Raw genomic sequence first — 16,699 nt, forward strand, 5'->3', positions numbered from 1 at the left:
TGCCCCGAAACCATCCTGATACTCTGAAATTTCATAACTGCAGGGGCGCACCATGTCTGACCCTACGAATTACGAATCCGCCGCCAAGGGAAGCCCCGAGGCCGTTGCCGAATTCGCCGACACCGGAAAATCATTGATCAACAAGCTGCAGCATGCGCTGCATGTGACGCCATCGCTGGTGCCGCTGATCGTTCTGGTCCTGTCCTTGATCGTGTTCGGCATCCTGCTGGGGTCAAAGTTCTTCTCGCCTTTCGCGCTGACGCTGATCCTGCAACAGGTGGCCATCGTGGGCATCGTAGGGGCGGCGCAATCGCTTGTTATCCTGACCGCTGGCATTGACTTGTCGGTTGGTGCGATCATGGTGCTAAGTTCGGTCGTAATGGGCCAGTTTTCATTCCGCTACGGGCTGCCCCCGGAAATCGCCGTGGTCTGCGGGCTTTTGTGCGGCACGGCCTGCGGCTTCGTCAACGGCTGGCTGGTCGCCTACATGAAGCTGCCGCCGTTCATCGTGACCCTTGGCATGTGGCAGATCATTCTGGCGTCGAATTTCCTGTATTCCGCCAATGAAACCATCCGCAGCCAAGACATCAGCGCCAATGCCCCCTTGCTTCAGCTCTTTGGCGAAAAGATCAATATCGGCGGGGCGATCTTTACTTACGGAGTGATCTTCCTTGTGGTGCTGGTGTTGTTTCTGGCCTATGTCCTGCGCCACACGGCCTGGGGCCGCCACGTCTATGCCGTAGGCGACGACCCTGACGCGGCTGAACTGTCCGGTGTGAATGTCAAACGCGTGCTTGTGTCGGTCTATATGCTGGCGGGGCTGATCTGCGCCTTTGCGGGCTGGGCCCTGATCGGACGGATCGGGTCGGTGTCGCCCACTTCCGGGCAGCTGGCCAATATCGAAAGCATCACCGCAGTCGTGATTGGCGGCATCAGCCTTTTCGGCGGGCGTGGCTCCGTGCTGGGAATGCTGTTCGGCGCGCTGATCGTCGGTGTCTTTACCCTTGGGCTGCGGCTGATGGGGGCGGATGCACAATGGACCTATCTGCTGATCGGTGCGCTGATCATTGCAGCTGTGGCCGTGGATCAATGGATTAGAAAGGTATCGGTCTGATGGTTGAACCCATTCTCAAAGGGCGCGGTCTGGTCAAGCGATATGGCCGCGTCACCGCATTGGATCATTGCGACTTCGATCTGATGCCCGGTGAAATTCTGGCGGTGATCGGCGACAACGGTGCCGGCAAGTCATCCCTGATCAAGGCGGTTTCCGGCGCGGTGATCCCCGATGCGGGCGATGTGTTTCTCGAGGGCAAGAAGGTAAAGTTCACCTCGCCCATCGATGCGCGCAATGTGGGCATTGAAACGGTCTATCAAACGCTTGCCATGTCCCCGGCCCTGTCGATTGCCGACAACATGTTCATGGGCCGCGAGTTGCGCAAACCGGGGTTTCGCGGCAAGTTCCTGCGCCAGCTTGACCGCAAGCGCATGGAAGACACGGCCCGCGCAAAGCTGAACGAACTGGGGCTGATGACGATCCAGAACATCAATCAGGCGGTCGAGACGTTGTCCGGTGGCCAGCGCCAAGGCGTGGCGGTAGCCCGCGCGGCAGCCTTCGGATCAAAGGTCATCATCCTTGATGAACCAACGGCCGCCCTTGGGGTCAAGGAATCGCGCCGGGTGTTGGAACTGATCCAGGATGTGCGGTCGCGTGGCATTCCGATCATTCTGATCAGCCACAACATGCCTCATGTGTTCGAAGTCGCAGACCGTATTCACGTTCACCGACTGGGCCGGCGTCTGTGCGTGATCAAGCCCGGCGAACATACCATGTCGGACGCGGTTGCCTTCATGACCGGTGCGGCAGAACCGCCCGTGATGGCCCCCGCGTGACACTGGCCCCGGACCTTAAGACGATCTGCACCACCATCGCCGCCGCCCCGTTTTCGGGCCGGCGGCGTCTGGTTGCGGTTGCAGGCGCACCGGCGAGCGGCAAATCAACCCTCGCGGATGATATCGTGGGCCAGTTGAATGCAGACGGACACCGGGCGCAGGTCGTGCCGATGGACGGCTTCCATCTGGACAACGCGTTGCTGGACCAGATGGGACTGCGGTCCCGCAAAGGTGCGCCCGAAACATTCGACGTCGGGGGCCTGACCCGGCTGATCAGTGCACTGTCGCAAGACGAACAGGTCTACATCCCGCGTTTCGACCGCAGCCGTGATATTGCCATCGCTGCTGCGGCGACCGTGGCACCGAATGTCGAAACGGTTATCGTCGAAGGAAATTACCTGCTGTTTGATGATACAGCATGGAGTGCACTTGTCCTGTCATGGGATTTAAGCGTCTTTTTGACTGTGCCCGAAGACGTCTTGCGCGCACGCCTTGTTGATCGCTGGTTGACCCATGACCACACGCAGGCCGAGGCCGAAGCGCGTGCCGATGGCAATGACATGGCCAATGCACGTCGCATTTATGCCAAACGCCTGCCCTGCGATATCGACGTTACCTTCGTGTCCTAGTCGTCTTCCAAGAACGCCAGCAGGCGCGCTTCGGCGGCAAAAAGGCCCGATGTTCGGCCAACGTCAATTTCCAGCGGGTCGGCACCCGCCAGGTCGATCACCGCGGGATGGATATAGCTGTTGCGCGCGACCGTGGCCGTGTTGCTAAGCTGTTGCGCGGCCGCCCGCGCCATGTCCTTGATGGTAGCCGCACCCTTTTCGCCCACCTCGAACGCGGCGACAGTGCCCGCCCATGTGCGAAATGTCTTGGCGGTAAAGCCATCGTCGCCTGCCGCTTGCGCGATGTAGTTGTTCAGCGCGGTCGAATTCAGCTGATGCACGTCGCCATCGGCGTCGATCCAAGACAAAAGTTCTGCCCCCGGCAAGTCGTTGATCTTGCCAAGGGTCTTGGCAAGTGTCCGGTCGTTGATCTGGCGGCGCACTTTCTTGCCCCCTTTGGCAGTATAGCGCAGGCTGATCTTGTTGCCGTCCAGCTTTACATGACGGTTCTGCAAGGTCACCGTGCCATAGCTGCCATTTTCGCGGCTGTAATCGGCATTGCCGACGCGCAGCGAAGCGCGGTCGATCAGCGTCACGGCGCTTGCCAGCGCAAAGACGCGTTCGCCCGCGTCTTCCTCCAGATCGCGTTTGACCAGACGGCGCAGTTTCGGCAGCGCGTGTCCAAATGCCACCAGACCGTTGAATTTGGTTTCGGCCTGCGCGGCCGCCCATTTCTCGTGATAGCGATATTGCTTGCGTGCCCGCGCGTCGCGGCCCGTGGCCAGCAGATGACCATTCGCCAGCGGCGACATCCAGACATCTTCATAGGCCGGCGGCACGGCCATTGCATCCAGCCGCGCCCTTTCGGTCTTGCGGTCGATCGTCGTGCCATCGGCGGCTCTGTAGGTAAAGTGATCGCCATTGCGCAGCCGCGCGATGCCGGGCCGGTCGTCACCGTAGTAAATCAGGTCAGATGACGCCATTCCTCAACACGCCTCGACTTCGGTGCTCAGCTTCAACACCTCGTCCCCATCCTCTTGTTCGATCAGGTAGGCAGGCGTGTCGTCCGATCCGTCGCGGGTCACTTCGTTGCCCTTGAGGGTGCGCGTGACGCTTTCGGTGAATACCTCTTTGACCTTGCCGCTGGCAGTCCCCTGCCCCCAGTTCCATTCAACCTTTGTGCCTTTGGAAATCTGTGCCATGCCGCGTTGCTCCTGAATTGCGTCAGAAGGCAAACGACGGGCGGGTACCATAGGTTCCGGTCTGAATTACACCCGCCAGCGCAAAACCCGCGCCTCGATTGCGCCAATGACGGTGCTGACACCCACCCCAAGGACCGACAGGATCACCACACCGGCAAACAGGCGTTCCAGATCATACAGGCTGCCCGCTTCGAGGATATAGGCCCCGATGCCGTATTCCGCCCCCAGCATTTCTGCGGCGACCAGCAGGATGATCGCGATCGCCAGCGAAATCCGCAACCCCGACAGGATACCCGGCATCGCACCGGGCAACACGATCTTGCGCACGATGGACCACCACGTCAGACCAAAGCTTTGGCCCATGCGGATCAGGCTGCGGTCCACGTTATCGACGGCCGCATAGGTTGCGACGACGGTGGGGGTGAAGGTACCAAAGGCGATCAGCGCGAATTTGCTGGCCTCGTCGATGCCGAACCAGATCACGAACAGCGGCAGCAACGCGATCTTGGGGATCGGAAACAGTGCTGCGACCAGCGGCACAAGCCCTGCACGCACATAGCTGAAAAGGCCGATCATCACGCCCACGGCGATTCCGATACTGGCCCCGATGGTCGCCCCGACGGCCAGGCGGCTTAGCGAGGGGATCAGGTGCTTGAACAGCAATCCGCTGTCCCACAATTCGACAAAGGTCAGCACGACATCGGACGGGCGCGGCAGCGTCAGGTTCGAGATGAAGCCCGTCCGCGTGCCCCATTCCGCCAGCAAAATCAGCAAGACAAAGACCAAAAGCCCCATGCCGCGCCTGCGTTTGGGGGCAAAGCCGCCGCCGCGAAAATCAACCGGTTTGGTAAGCTCAGACATGGATCAACTCCGCATCTGCGGCAGCCGCTTCTTCGCGCATCAGCCCCCACAGATGTTGTTGCTGGACCTCAAGGTCGGCGTCGCCATAGGCGCGGTCGGCCAGTGGCGTTGTCAGATCGACGATCTCGCGGATCTGGCCGGGGCGGCGCGACAGCACGACGATCTTGTGACCAAGGCGCACGGCCTCGGCCAGATTATGGGTCACGTAGACAGCGGTAAAGGGCTGGCGGGTCCACAGGTTGATCAGATCGTCCATCAGCAATTCGCGCGTCTGGCTGTCAAGCGCGCTCAGCGGTTCGTCCATCAGCATCACGGCGGGGTTCACCGCCAGGGCGCGTGCAATCGCCACCCGTTGCTTCATGCCGCCGGACAGTTGCCGTGGCAGCGCATCGGCGAATTCGGTCAGCTTGGTCCGCGCCAGCACGTCGTCGATGATGCGGTCCCTTCGGGCAGCGTCCAGCCCGTGATCCTCAAGCACCAGCGCCACGTTGCCGCGCGCCGACCGCCATGGCAGCAGCGCGAAATCCTGAAAGATATAGGTCAGCGGGTTCAGACACCCCTCGGGTGGGGACCCCAACTGCAAGACATCGCCCTTGGTCGGCTTTTCCAGCCCGCCCAGCATCCGCAGCAACGTGGATTTGCCGCAGCCCGACGGCCCCACGATGCACACGATCTGGCCTGACGGGATATCCAGCGTGATGTCGTGCAGCACTTCGGTTTCGCCGTAGTAATGGCTTACGCCTGCCAACCTTAGGTCCATGAACTATCCTTAAAATGCAAAGGGCCGAACAGCATCTGCCCGGCCCCTTTCGTTTCCGGTCGCTTACGCGCCGATGGTTTCGACAAAGGACGTGTCGATCAACGCGTCCAACGCGATGTCGCTGTCGACCAACCCTTCGGACTGGAACCACTCAAGCTGGTCACGCACCGAGCCCACGTTCATCGCGGCCCCTTCGTTCAGGCGCATCGTCCCGTTGACGATGCCGGGTGTGGCGTCTTCAAGCGACTTGTCAGTGTAGACATAATTGTGGATCAGCTTGACCATCTCGGCCATGCCGTCGTCGCTGCCGGATTTGGCGATCATGGCTGCGTTGTAATCCGCAACACCCTTGGAATAGGCGGCCAGATAATCCTGCGTCTGCTGCTTTTCTTCCGTGGCGTTCTTGGTTGATGTGAACACGGTCGTAACCTGGTAGTCGGGCAGATAATCGGACACGTTGCCGATGATATGCACAGCGCCCGACCCTGCCAATGGTTTGGCGATATGGGGCACGATGGACCACGCGTCGATCTGGCCAGTCTTCAGCGCGCCAATGATCGCGCCTACTTTTTGCAGCGGCTTGAAGGACATCGAGATGCCTTCGGCCTGCGCCATCTTGGACCCCATGTAATGGAACGACGACCCCGCCGTGGTCATGCCAAAGCTTTTGCCATCCAGCATCCCCGGTGCCGTCACGCCCGCCTGGAACGCCGCATCCGATGCCAGGAACTTCTGCCCGTCGATGCCCGGCTCTTCGGACAGCGCGCCGCCGATCACCTTGATCGCACCTTTATCGGCCAGCGATACCAGACCGCCCGAAATCGCCGTTACGGCATAATCGACATCCCCGCTGGCGATGGCGACGGCCATGGGCTGTGCGGCCTGAAAGAACTTCAGTTCGACATCCAGCCCGGCCTGCTTGAAATACTCGCGTTGCACCGCGACGAATGTCCCGGAATGGCTGGTAAAGCGCAGCGCGCCCAAGGTGATCTTTTTGCCCTGAGCGATGGCTGGGGCAGCAAGGCCCACGGCTGTGGCGGCCCCCAAAGTGGCCAGTGCCTGACGGCGATTGAAAACTGTCATCCTATCCTCCCATGAATATGGGCGGACAATGGGTCGCATCACACGCGCGTGTCAAGATGGCCGCCCCGTCACGGCGCGTGCAACGGCACTGGTATTTTGCACAAAGGAATGCGAGCGTTTGCAGCATGAAGCTTTTTTCAGGCAAATCGCGCCCCGTCCATCTTGGCCCCTATCCGCTTGAGCGTTTACGCAGGTCGGAACCCTCAACGCCCCCGCTGCCTGACCTGCCATTCCCGCCGCTGTCCTTTGACGCGACCGATCGCCCGCAGAGCATCATCAACGCCATGGGCCCGTTTCAGGCCATGATGGACGCCGTGCGCGCCGGGCAGCCGAACACGCAGGCGGTTGATATCCCCAAGGACCCGATTGAAAGAGCGCAGCACCTCAAGGCGTTCGGCTATTACAATGACGCGTCCATGGTTGGCATCTGCGCGCTGCCCCCCAAAGCGTTCCTGAGCGAACCGCGCGCGAACCCGGACACCGCCGCCTTGGGCGAGGATCTGAAAAACCGCCAGACCAAGACCTTGGCTTCGGGTGTGGACGCGATCATGGCCAATCTGCGGGACACCGCCGGGGCTGACAGCGCGCCCATCCGTCATCACACCCATGCCATCGTCATGCTTGTCGCCTATCCCCGCGATCCTGCAGCGACCGAGCCGGGCAGCGACTGGATCATCGGTGCGCAGGCCCACCGCGCCGCCATCCGCGCGACCGAGAACGCGACCGTGCTGGCCGAATACCTGCGCATCCTCGGGTTTGACGCCCGCGCCCACAGTGCCACCACCAGCGACGTGCATCTGCCGCAGTTGTCGCTGGCCGCCGGGTTGACCGTCTTGGAGAATGGCGAGGCCAACGCCCCCTGGCTCGGCACCCGTTTTGGTCTGGCCGCTGTCACGACCGATATGGCGCTGGCTGCCGATCAGCCGTTGCGCCCGCTCAATCAACAGCCGGCATCGGTTTTACGCGGCCATGTCTGGCAGCTTGGCACCCATGGCGGGGCGAGCGCGCGCAGCCACGACCCCTATGCCAAACGCAATTTTGTTGATGGCCCGCACCCGTTCGAAACCCTGAAACGCGTCGAACAGCCCACGACCTATATCGATGCCCCCAACGTGCCGCGCGTGCCCAAACGCACCGACATGTTCGCACGCGGCCAGTTCGGCGACATGGGCCCAAAGGTGCAGGATGCCATGAAAGGCGGCCAGCATATCGTCAAATCCGCCCCCGCTGCCGCGCAGCGCCGTTTGCTGGGGGCGATGATCCTCTTGCAGGACGGGGCGATTGCCGACGCCCCACAAGGCGACACCCCCGACCGAAACGCCGCCAACATCAAGGCTGCTGCCTATTTTCTGGGTGTCGATGCGGCGGGCCTGTCGGCGTGTCCCGATTGGACATGGTACAGCCACGACGCCACCGGCACCCCTGTCACGCCGCCCCATGATCACGCGCTCAGCACGGTGATCGATCAGGGGTTCGACACGATGGAGGGTGCTTCGGGTGATGACTGGATCAGCACGGCTCAATCCATGCGGGCCTATTTGCGGTTTGCCGTTCTGGGCGGCATTCTGGCGCAACATTTGCGCAATCTCGGTTTCAAGGCCAAGGCGCATACGGTGATGGATGGCGACGTGTTGCAACCGCCCCTGCTGTTGCTTGCGGGTCTGGGCGAAGTCAGCCGCATTGGAGAGGTCATCCTGAACCCGTTCCTTGGGCCACGTCTGAAATCCGGCGTCGTCACCCACACCATGCCCGTGACCCATGACAGGCCCATAGATTTCGGCCTGCAAAAATTCTGCGACGCCTGCAATAAATGTGCCCGTGAATGCCCCAGCGGGGCGATCACCGCAGGGCCGAAAAAGATGTTTAATGGCTATGAGATCTGGAAATCCGACAGCCAGAAATGCGCCACCTACCGGATTACCAACAAGGGCGGGTCGATGTGCGGGCGCTGCATGAAAACCTGCCCGTGGAACCTCGAAGGGCTGTTCGCCGAAGCCCCGTTTCGCTGGGCCGCCAGCACCATCCCCGCCGCCGCCCCCCTGCTGGCAAAGCTGGACGATGCTCTGGGGCGTGGCGGGCTGAACCCGGTCAAGAAATGGTGGTGGGACATCGAACAGCAGCGCAGCGGCGATGTCACAAAGCCGTCCCATCCGGTCAACGCCCGTGGCTTGCAGCGTGATCTGGATCTGCGCGCGAAGGATCAGACCATGGCCGTCTACCCTGCCCCGCTTGCGCCCCATCCGTGGCCCTACCCCGACCCGATGAACCGCGAGGCCGGGATCAAAGCGCATGCCGCATTGCTGTCGGCAGACGAACACCGCGCGCGCAGTGCCATGGGTCAAACGGATCATTTACACCTTTACGATGCGGGGGCTGAATCACCTGTGCTGGACCTGCGCATCACAGCGGTTCAGCAGCTGAACGACAGCGTGACGCTCTACGACTTGGCCCATCCAGACGGTGCCGATCTGCCCCTCTGGACGGCGGGCGCGCATCTTGATCTGGTCGTGGCTCCCGAATATCTGCGCCCCTATTCCCTGCTGGGCGATCCAGCCGAACGCAGCCGCTTTCGCATCGCTGTCCTGCGCGAGGACGCGGGTCGTGGCGGATCGGCCCTGCTGCACCGGATCTTTTCCAAAGGGCGGCGGGTCTTTGTGTCTGCCCCCGTTAACCACTTTGAACTGGTGCAGGACGCGCTGCATAGCTTGCTGTTCGGCGGCGGGATCGGCGTCACGCCGATGATCGCCTTTGCCCACCGCTTGCACGCACTTGGACGCCCCTTTGAACTGCATTATTCGGCACCGACCCAAACGGCCGCCGCTTTCGCGCCCCTGCTGGCCGATGTCGCGTGGGCTGACCGCGTTCACCTTCATATCAGCGCCGATGGCACGCGCGCAGATATGGATACACTGATGGCAAGTGCGCCCAACGGCACCCACGCCTATACCTGCGGCCCTGACGCCTACATGCAAGCGGTGATGTCGGCGGGAAAGGCACGGGGCCTTCCCGACGATGCCCTGCATCTGGAATATTTCGCCCCGCCCGCACAGCCCGAATACACCAACCATCCCTTCACCTTGCGGTTGCCAGACGGCCGCGACATCCCCGTCAGCGCGGATCAATCCGCCAGCGACGCCCTGATCGCTGCGGATATCAAACTGGACATCAAATGCGCAGATGGCATATGCGGTGTCTGTAAATGCACGCTGCTGTCCGGGCAGGCAGAGCACCGCGATTTCGTCCTCTCCGCCAAACAGCGCGAGTCGACATTGATCCTGTGCCAGTCCCGCGCGGCTTCCCCCGGTGGCGTATTGGAGATTGAGCTATGACCCGCACCGCCCTCGTCACAGGATCATCCGGATTCATCGGATATTTCACCTCTATCGCTTTGCTGGACGCAGGCTGGAAGGTCATCGGGCTGGATTGCCTGTCAGATTACTACGACGTCGCCCTCAAGGAACGCCGCCAGGCGATGCTGAACCAGCATGCCGGCTTCAGCGTGATCAAAGACCGGCTGGAAACCCCCGGCACGCTGATGGAGATTTTCGAAAAGCACCGCCCCGACGCAGTGGTTCATCTGGCAGCCCAAGCTGGCGTGCGCCACTCCATCGAAGCGCCCCGCGACTACGTCGAGGCAAACCTGATCGGGACATTCGAACTGCTCGAAGCCGCCCGTGCCTACCCCCCCGCGCACATGCTGCTGGCCTCGACCTCCTCGGTCTACGGCTCGAACACCGACATGCCCTATGCGGAAACACATAAGGTCGACACGCAGATGTCGTTCTACGCCGCCACCAAAAAGGCGACCGAGAACATGTCGCACAGCTATGCGCATCTTTATCATCTGCCGATCACCATGTTCCGGTTCTTTACCGTCTATGGCCCATGGGGTCGCCCCGATATGGCGCATTTCAAATTCACCAAAGCGATCCTGAACGGCGACCCGATCGACATCTACAACCACGGCGACATGAAACGCGACTTTACCTATATCGACGATCTGACCGCCTCGATCCTTGCGCTGATCGACACCGTGCCGGGTGACACGCCCGTTGAAAACGACAGCCTGTCCAACGTCGCGCCCTTCCGCGTCGTCAACATCGGTAACGACAGCCCCGTGCCGTTGATGGATTTCATTGCCGCCATCGAAAAGGCCTGCGGTCGCGCGGCGATCAAGACCTACCACGACATGCAACCCGGCGATGTGCCCGCCACCTGGGCGGATGCAAGCTTGCTGCAAAACCTGACAGGCCAGCGCCCCGTCACCCCCATCGAAACCGGTTTGCAAAACTTCGTCGACTGGTACCGCGATTATTACAAGATCTGACGCCCTGTATTCCAAATGGTCTAAAATCCTCGCCGAAGGCTCCGCCGATTGCCACCGGCACTGCCAATGCTTATATCGCGCCCAACCCTCCCAATAAGGCCCAGACACATGACATTCGATCGCTCCATCAAAATAGCCCCCTCGATCCTTGCCGCCGATTTTGCCAATTTCGGGGCCGAATGCGCCGCCGTCGAGGCGCAAGGGGCCGATTGGGTCCATGTCGATGTGATGGATGGCCATTTCGTGCCCAACATCAGTTTTGGCCCCACCACATGCGCCGCAATCCGGCCCCATATCAAGGGCATCATGGACGTGCATCTGATGATCGCCCCCGTTGATCCCTACATTGATGCCTTCGCGCAGGCGGGTGCCGATTTCATCACCGCCCATGTCGAGGCAGGCCCCCATATCCACCGCACGCTTCAGGCGATCCGTGGCGCGGGGGCCAAGGCAGGCGTGGCGCTGAACCCTGGCACACCGGCGTCGGCGGTTGAACATCTGCTCGATATCACCGATCTGGTCTGCGTGATGACCGTGAACCCCGGCTTTGGCGGTCAGAAATTCATCGACATGACGGACAAGATCAAAACCCTGCGCGCCATGATCGGCGACCGTCCGGTGCATATCGAAATCGACGGCGGCGTGGATGTGAATACCGCACCGACCGTAGCAAAAGCCGGTGCCGATGTTCTGGTCGCAGGTTCAGCCGTGTTCCGCGGTGGTTCGGTCACCAACCCCGGTCCTTACGGCGATAACATCCGCGCCATCCGCGAAGCGGCCTCCGGCGTTTACGTCTGAATTTCGCCCAAACGCAGCACTGCGCATGAAAAGGCCGGCCCTCTATCGCGAGGGCCGGCCTTTTTTTGTTTCAGCAGGGTCAGTCAAGCTGGTCTTTAAACGTCGCGATCAGCTTGTGTTTCAGGATCTTACCCGTTGGCGCTGCCGGCAAGGCGGTGCCGATGATAATGTGTTTCGGGCGCTTGTAGCCAGTCAGCCGCTCTTTCACGAACGCCCGAAGATCATCGGCAGTCAGGCTGTCGCCCTCGGCGATCTGGACAAATGCCAGCACCTCCTCGTCACCATCCTTGCTGCGCCCGATCACGGCAGACTGGATCACCTGCGGGTGGTCGTTGATCGCGGCTTCTACCTCGGGGGGGTACACGTTGAACCCGCCGTGAATGATCAGTTCCTTTGACCGGCCCAGGATATGCAGCAGCCCATTTTCGTCAAGCTTGCCCAAATCACCCGTGCGCAGCCACCCGTCTGCATCGACCACTTTCGCAGTCTCGGTCGGGTTCTTGTAATAGCCCTTCATGATGTGCGGACCACGGGTCAGCACTTCGCCGGTGCCCGCGCTGCCGCCCTCGACGGTGTCGTCAATCTTGACCTCGATCCCGGCCAGTGGCGGGCCGACGGATACATCAGGCGATCCGATCGGGTTGGACGTTGCCGATGTGCCGGCAGTGGTTTCGGTCATGCCATAGCCGTTCTGGATCGCCACGCCGTAAAATCCTTCGGCCTTGCGCTTCCAGGCAGGGTCAAGCGGCGCTGCCCCCGACGACACATAGCGCAGGGTTTCCGAATTAAGCTGGGTCAGCCCCTTTTCCTTGGTGTATTGCATCAGCAATGCGTGCATCTGCGGCACTGCAGACAGAAAATTCACGCCCGACGTCAACGCATTATACAGCTTTTCAGCCGAAAAACGCGCCTCAAGCCGGACTTCGGCCCCGATATAGCAGGATGCGGTCAGCACCGAACACAGACCGAACACATGGGTCAGCGGCAACACGCCATAGACCACATCACCCGGTGTCATGCCGCGCAGGTTGGCCGATGTCATCCCGCCAAAGCGCACGTTTGCATGGGTCAGCATCACACCCTTCGGGTCGCCCGTGGTGCCCGTTGTGTACAGCAACACAGCAACGTCGCTTAGGTCGGCATCGGGATTGCTGGCGATGGGCTTGGCCATATGCAGCGCACCGAATGCACCCGTGATTTCCTGTGCGCCCATGCCTTCGGCGTGCTTACCCGCGTCCGGCGATGCGCCGGTGGTCATAAGAACGGCTGCCGGTGTGGCATGGTCCAGAATCCGTTTGACCTCGCCCTCGGTCTGTCTGGCGTTGACCGGAATGATTACCGCGCCCGCCTTCCAGGTGCCAAAGATGGTGGCCACAGCCGCCGCGCAGTTTTCCGACAACAGCAGGACGCGGTCATTTGGCTGCACGCCGGATGCCTTTAGCGTTTCGGCCACGTCATCCGATGCCTTGTCGAGATCGCGGAAGGTCCAGCGGGCCCCCACGCTGTCACTCAGGGCCTGTGCATCGCCCCGTGTCGTGATCTGATGTGCAAGATAATCCTCTACACGCGCCATAATTGCTCTGCCTCCTCGCAGGTTATGGACGCCTTCCGCCCGAACGGACTGAAAGCGCGTATTCAGTTTGGCAACATTTCAGCCGCCGTAATTCGGTTTGCGCTTTTCCAGGAACGCGGCGATGCCTTCGGCGGCCTCCTCGGCACCGGCGGCATGGGCCATGGCGTTGCGTTCGGCATCCAGTTGCGCGGCTTCGGTCACGTCGTACCCTTGGGCGACAAGGCCCCGAATGACAGACTGCGCCTGACGCGGGCCCTGGGCCAGACGGTCGGCATAGGCCATGGCACCGTCCATCGCCGCCCCGGGTTCGGCCAGCGCATTCACAACGCCAAGGTCATGCATCCGGTCGACCGTGACCGGCAACGCCAGTAAACACATTTCCATCGCCAACTGGCGCGGCAAGGCGCGGGCAAGCGACGCGGTCAGGCCGCCATCGGGGACCAGGCCTGCCTTGACGTAGGCTGCCGTGAATTTGGCACCTTTCGCGGCGACAATCAGATCGCAGGCCAGCGCAAAGGACAGGCCCGCACCGGCAGCTCCACCTTCGACGGCGGCGATCACAGGCACCGGGCTGTTCCGGATCGCGCGCACCACGTCATGCAATTCGTCAATCTTGCTGCGGCGCACATCCTCGGGCAGCTCGCGGCGTGCGATCAACACGTTCAAATCGCCCCCCGCGCAGAAAAAATCGCCTTCGGAGGTCAGGATGACCGCGCGGATACGGGGGGCTGCGGCCAGTTCAATCGCCTCTTTGATGCAGGCATAAAGTTCCGGCGACAGGGCACCGCGTTTGTGCGCATTCCCGTTCCAGACGATGATCCGGTCGCCCTTGTCTTCAATCCGTGCGCTCATGTCAATTTCTCCTGTGGGACGCGTTTGAACACGCCCGTCGATGTGGCAATCACGGTGCCATCTTCGTGGACCAGCTCGGCGTCGATATAAAGCAGGCTGCGCCCGCCCCCCTTGATGCGCCCCGTGGCAGTGACCCGCCCGGGTTTTCCCGCCGCCAGAAATTGCGTGGTCAGCGAAATCGTCAAGAACGGGTTCAGACCCTTGGGATCAACGCTGAGCGATCCGGTCATGCCACATGCGTTGTCCAGCAAAGTGGCCGCGATACCGCCATGAAGAACTCCATGGCGGTTGAGGTGTTGCGGACCCAGATCAAGGTAGCAGCGCCCGTGGGGCGGATCGGATATGTCAACGACATACCCGACCAGCGTTTGGGTGCCGGTCTCGTCCCGGATCAGCAAGCTTTCATCAGGCTGCTGCGATGGCAATGTAGCGCTCCAGATGGTGGTCAGTGTCGCCAAAGCGGTGGTCGGCCATGATGATACGCTTGGCGATATGGGCCAGTTCGTATTCCTGCGTCATGGCAATCCCGCCGTGCATCTGGATGCTGTCCTCGGCAACCAGACGTCCGGCGCGGCCCAACAGGTTCTTGGCGGCGGACACATGGCTTTCGCGGGCCTTGTGGGGATGCTCAAGATGGCCCGCAGCGACGATCACGGCAGAGCGTGCCTGCTCCATCTCGATCAGCAGGTCGGACATGCGGTGCGCAAGCGCCTGGAACGTGCCGATCGGTTTGCCGAACTGTTTGCGCGTCATCAGATAGTCGCGCGTCAGGCGGCACGCTGTTTCCATCGCACCCAGCGTTTCAGCACAGATCGCAACGTTTGCGGCTGCGATGCGGGCCTCGATCGCGGGGTATGCCTTGCCAGCGTCACCCAGACGGGCAGAGGCAGGCACAGTCACATCATCCAGCGTGATTTCCGCAGCACGGCCACCGGCCAGCAGTGCGTAGCCTTGCAGCGTGATACCCTTGGCGTCCGCGGGCACCAGGAACAACGAGATGCCATCTTCGTCCGCCACGTCACCGCTTTCGCGCGCAGACACAACCAGCATGTCGGCGTTTTCAGCGTTCACGACGACAGCCTTGCGGCCGTTCAACACGACGTTGTCGCCATCGGCCTTGGCCGTGGTGCTGACGCGGTTCATGTCATAGCGGCTGGTAGGTTCGCCGTGGGCAAACGCCAGTTGCAGCGCGCCGCCGATGATTTCCTCGACATGGGCCTTTTGGTCGTCATTGCCCAGCTCGGCAATCAGACCGCCGCCCAGAACGGCGGTATCAAGGAACGGTTCGACCACGCCTGCGCGGCCCAGCTCTTCGAACACCACCGCGATGTCGAAACCAGCACCGCCAAAGCCGCCCTGATCTTCGGTGAAGAGCGCGCCGATGACGCCCAGTTCGGCAAGGCCGTTCCAGATGTCGGCGGAAAACCCGGTGTTACTTTCAAGGATCTTGTTGCGTGTCGCGGTATCGTATTTGTCGCGCAGGAAACGACGCAGGCTGTCTTGCAGCATTTGGCGTTCTTCTGTCAGGTCGAAGTTCATGCTCCACCTCCCATCGTTGTTTTGGCAATGATCTGGCGCTGGATTTCGTTCGAGCCGCCAAAGATCGACAGTTTACGGTTGTTGAAATACTGCGCGGCCACGGGGCCGGCATTCAACGGATCAGGCAGGGCAAGGTTGGACCCTTCGATCGCTTCGGATGCGAAGGGCATCGCGTAAGCACCTGCGGCACGCCGCGCCAGATCGTTGATTTCCTGACGGATGATCGTGCCTTTGACCTTGAGCATGGACGATTCGACACCCGGTGCCGCGCCCGCTGCCGCCTTTGAGACGATGCGCAGGTTGGTCGTGCTCATCGCCATCAGGTCGATTTCAACCCGTGCAACTCGTGCCGCAAAGTGGGGGTTTTCCATCAACGGCTTGCCGCCGGACATTTCGGCCCGTGCGATCCGCTTAACCGCTGTCAGACCGGCCTGAGAGAACCCGACGCCCGCGATGTTCGTGCGTTCGTGGGTCAGCAGGTACTTGGCATAGGTCCAGCCTTTGTTTTCTTCGCCAACCAGGTTTTCGACAGGGACCTTGCAGTCGGTGAACCAGACTTCGTTCACCTCGTGAGTGCCATCCAGCAGGATAATCGGGCGCACTTCGACGCCGGGGGTGTCCATGTCGATCAACAGGAACGAGATACCTTCCTGCTGCTTTACCGTCTTGTCGGTGCGTACGAGACAGAAGATCATGTTGGCGTGCTGGCCAAGGGTCGTCCAGGTCTTCTGACCGTTGACGATGTAATGCGTGCCCTCTTCGTTCAACACGGCCTCGGTCTTGAGAGAGGCAAGGTCGGACCCGGCACCCGGCTCGGAATAGCCCTGACACCACCAGTCTTCGCCCGAAAGAATACGGGGCAGCCAGTAATCGTTCTGTTCTTGGGAGCCAAATTTCTGCAGCACAGGTGCCAGCATCGACAGACCGAACGGCACGATGCGCGGCGCGTAATGTGCGGCGGCCTCTTCCTCGAAGATGTGGCGCTGAACCGCGTTCCATTCGGCACCGCCGAACTTCTTGGGCCAGTTCGGGGCCAGCCAGCCCTGTGCGTTCAGGATGGCATGCCATTCTTCCTGACCCGCTTTGCCCAGTTCTTCCCCCTTGCGGATTTTATCGCTCATTTCCTTGGGAAGCTTTTCCTCAAGGAAGGCGCGCACTTCGGCGCGGAAGGCCTTTTCTTCGTCGCTGTAGCTCAGATCCATTAAT

At 61.2% G+C, this 16,699-nt stretch carries 16 protein-coding genes; 6 read left to right on the forward strand and 10 right to left on the reverse strand.

The genetic code is table 11. The features are described from left to right. The first annotated feature begins 52 nt into the window (after positions 1 to 52). Genes RGAI101_RS08540 through RGAI101_RS08550 form a run of 3 tightly spaced genes read left to right on the forward strand, consistent with a single transcriptional unit; the run spans position 53 to position 2,519 of the window. Positions 53 to 1,114: an ABC transporter permease gene (locus tag RGAI101_RS08540; RefSeq protein ID WP_008227054.1), complete on the forward strand. Its 1,062-nt coding sequence runs from the start codon at positions 53 to 55 to the stop codon at positions 1,112 to 1,114. Beyond that, positions 1,114 to 1,890, forward strand: coding sequence for an ATP-binding cassette domain-containing protein (locus tag RGAI101_RS08545; RefSeq protein WP_008226171.1), 777 nt, complete (start codon positions 1,114 to 1,116; stop codon positions 1,888 to 1,890). The genes RGAI101_RS08540 and RGAI101_RS08545 overlap by 1 nt, the downstream gene beginning before the upstream one ends. Continuing rightward, positions 1,887 to 2,519 carry a nucleoside/nucleotide kinase family protein gene (locus tag RGAI101_RS08550; protein ID WP_008226622.1) on the forward strand — a complete coding sequence of 211 codons (633 nt, stop codon included), beginning with the start codon at positions 1,887 to 1,889 and terminating at the stop codon, positions 2,517 to 2,519. The genes RGAI101_RS08545 and RGAI101_RS08550 overlap by 4 nt, the downstream gene beginning before the upstream one ends. Here RGAI101_RS08550 and RGAI101_RS08555 read toward each other — a convergent pair. From RGAI101_RS08555 to RGAI101_RS08575, 5 genes are all read right to left on the reverse strand, one after another. Then, the gene (locus RGAI101_RS08555) at positions 2,516 to 3,481 is read right to left on the reverse strand and encodes a DNA topoisomerase IB (protein ID WP_008226801.1); all 966 of its coding nucleotides are present in this window, start codon (positions 3,479 to 3,481) and stop codon (positions 2,516 to 2,518) included. The two genes, RGAI101_RS08550 and RGAI101_RS08555, sit on opposite strands and share 4 nt — an antisense overlap. A 3-nt stretch (positions 3,482 to 3,484) precedes the next feature. Continuing rightward, a complete protein-coding gene (locus tag RGAI101_RS08560) occupies positions 3,485 to 3,700 on the reverse strand; it encodes a DUF2945 domain-containing protein (protein WP_008225694.1) in 216 nt (71 codons plus the stop codon). A 66-nt stretch (positions 3,701 to 3,766) separates the two neighbouring features. Beyond that, positions 3,767 to 4,561: an ABC transporter permease gene (locus RGAI101_RS08565; RefSeq protein ID WP_008226422.1), complete on the reverse strand. Its 795-nt coding sequence runs from the start codon at positions 4,559 to 4,561 to the stop codon at positions 3,767 to 3,769. Then, positions 4,554 to 5,321, reverse strand: a complete 768-nt coding sequence (locus RGAI101_RS08570; RefSeq protein ID WP_008227148.1) for an ABC transporter ATP-binding protein — start codon at positions 5,319 to 5,321, stop codon at positions 4,554 to 4,556. The genes RGAI101_RS08565 and RGAI101_RS08570 overlap by 8 nt, the downstream gene beginning before the upstream one ends. A gap of 63 nt (positions 5,322 to 5,384) precedes the next feature. Next, positions 5,385 to 6,404 (reverse strand): ABC transporter substrate-binding protein, encoded by a 1,020-nt coding sequence (locus tag RGAI101_RS08575; protein WP_008226147.1) that lies wholly within the window; start codon positions 6,402 to 6,404, stop codon positions 5,385 to 5,387. A gap of 125 nt (positions 6,405 to 6,529) precedes the next feature. Between RGAI101_RS08575 and RGAI101_RS08580 the strand changes: the two genes are divergently transcribed. The 3 genes from RGAI101_RS08580 to rpe all read left to right on the forward strand — a co-directional run bounded on the left by RGAI101_RS08580 (position 6,530) and on the right by rpe (position 11,529). Then, complete coding sequence (locus RGAI101_RS08580) at positions 6,530 to 9,733, forward strand: 4Fe-4S dicluster domain-containing protein (protein WP_008225416.1); 3,204 nt, start codon at positions 6,530 to 6,532, stop codon at positions 9,731 to 9,733. Next, positions 9,730 to 10,731: an NAD-dependent epimerase/dehydratase family protein gene (locus RGAI101_RS08585; protein WP_008225680.1), complete on the forward strand. Its 1,002-nt coding sequence runs from the start codon at positions 9,730 to 9,732 to the stop codon at positions 10,729 to 10,731. The genes RGAI101_RS08580 and RGAI101_RS08585 overlap by 4 nt, the downstream gene beginning before the upstream one ends. A 108-nt stretch (positions 10,732 to 10,839) precedes the next feature. Further along, complete coding sequence (gene rpe, locus RGAI101_RS08590) at positions 10,840 to 11,529, forward strand: ribulose-phosphate 3-epimerase (protein ID WP_008228463.1); 690 nt, start codon at positions 10,840 to 10,842, stop codon at positions 11,527 to 11,529. Positions 11,530 to 11,608: 79 nt separating this feature from the next. Here the strand turns inward: rpe and RGAI101_RS08595 are convergent, their stop codons facing one another. The 5 genes from RGAI101_RS08595 to RGAI101_RS08615 all read right to left on the reverse strand — a co-directional run bounded on the left by RGAI101_RS08595 (position 11,609) and on the right by RGAI101_RS08615 (position 16,695). Continuing rightward, positions 11,609 to 13,102 carry a class I adenylate-forming enzyme family protein gene (locus RGAI101_RS08595; RefSeq protein WP_008225524.1) on the reverse strand — a complete coding sequence of 498 codons (1,494 nt, stop codon included), beginning with the start codon at positions 13,100 to 13,102 and terminating at the stop codon, positions 11,609 to 11,611. A gap of 78 nt (positions 13,103 to 13,180) precedes the next feature. Then, positions 13,181 to 13,954, reverse strand: a complete 774-nt coding sequence (locus RGAI101_RS08600; protein ID WP_008227630.1) for an oxepin-CoA hydrolase, alternative type — start codon at positions 13,952 to 13,954, stop codon at positions 13,181 to 13,183. Next, a complete protein-coding gene (locus RGAI101_RS08605) occupies positions 13,951 to 14,379 on the reverse strand; it encodes a PaaI family thioesterase (RefSeq protein ID WP_037227793.1) in 429 nt (142 codons plus the stop codon). Before RGAI101_RS08605 ends, RGAI101_RS08600 begins: the two co-directional genes overlap by 4 nt. Next, entirely contained in the window at positions 14,360 to 15,493 is a 1,134-nt protein-coding gene (locus RGAI101_RS08610; RefSeq protein ID WP_008228093.1) for an acyl-CoA dehydrogenase family protein, read from the reverse strand. Before RGAI101_RS08610 ends, RGAI101_RS08605 begins: the two co-directional genes overlap by 20 nt. Beyond that, a complete protein-coding gene (locus RGAI101_RS08615) occupies positions 15,490 to 16,695 on the reverse strand; it encodes an acyl-CoA dehydrogenase family protein (protein WP_008227268.1) in 1,206 nt (401 codons plus the stop codon). The genes RGAI101_RS08610 and RGAI101_RS08615 overlap by 4 nt, the downstream gene beginning before the upstream one ends. Positions 16,696 to 16,699 lie beyond the last annotated feature (4 nt).

This window comes from Roseobacter sp. GAI101 (genome assembly GCF_000156335.1).
Taxonomy (GTDB): domain Bacteria; phylum Pseudomonadota; class Alphaproteobacteria; order Rhodobacterales; family Rhodobacteraceae; genus Sulfitobacter.

Bases quoted from the DNA above. Each gene is read 5' to 3' on its own strand.
- RGAI101_RS08540 (WP_008227054.1), top strand. From the start codon at position 53: ATGTCTGACCCTACGAATTACGAATCCGCCGCCAAGGGAAGCCCCGAG.
- RGAI101_RS08545 (WP_008226171.1), top strand. From the start codon at position 1,114: ATGGTTGAACCCATTCTCAAAGGGCGCGGTCTGGTCAAGCGATATGGC.
- RGAI101_RS08555 (WP_008226801.1), bottom strand. From the start codon at position 3,481: ATGGCGTCATCTGACCTGATTTACTACGGTGACGACCGGCCCGGCATC.
- RGAI101_RS08560 (WP_008225694.1), bottom strand. From the start codon at position 3,700: ATGGCACAGATTTCCAAAGGCACAAAGGTTGAATGGAACTGGGGGCAG.
- RGAI101_RS08565 (WP_008226422.1), bottom strand. From the start codon at position 4,561: ATGTCTGAGCTTACCAAACCGGTTGATTTTCGCGGCGGCGGCTTTGCC.
- RGAI101_RS08570 (WP_008227148.1), bottom strand. From the start codon at position 5,321: ATGGACCTAAGGTTGGCAGGCGTAAGCCATTACTACGGCGAAACCGAA.
- RGAI101_RS08575 (WP_008226147.1), bottom strand. From the start codon at position 6,404: ATGACAGTTTTCAATCGCCGTCAGGCACTGGCCACTTTGGGGGCCGCC.
- RGAI101_RS08580 (WP_008225416.1), top strand. From the start codon at position 6,530: ATGAAGCTTTTTTCAGGCAAATCGCGCCCCGTCCATCTTGGCCCCTAT.
- RGAI101_RS08585 (WP_008225680.1), top strand. From the start codon at position 9,730: ATGACCCGCACCGCCCTCGTCACAGGATCATCCGGATTCATCGGATAT.
- rpe (WP_008228463.1), top strand. From the start codon at position 10,840: ATGACATTCGATCGCTCCATCAAAATAGCCCCCTCGATCCTTGCCGCC.
- RGAI101_RS08595 (WP_008225524.1), bottom strand. From the start codon at position 13,102: ATGGCGCGTGTAGAGGATTATCTTGCACATCAGATCACGACACGGGGC.
- RGAI101_RS08600 (WP_008227630.1), bottom strand. From the start codon at position 13,954: ATGAGCGCACGGATTGAAGACAAGGGCGACCGGATCATCGTCTGGAAC.
- RGAI101_RS08610 (WP_008228093.1), bottom strand. From the start codon at position 15,493: ATGAACTTCGACCTGACAGAAGAACGCCAAATGCTGCAAGACAGCCTG.
- RGAI101_RS08615 (WP_008227268.1), bottom strand. From the start codon at position 16,695: ATGGATCTGAGCTACAGCGACGAAGAAAAGGCCTTCCGCGCCGAAGTG.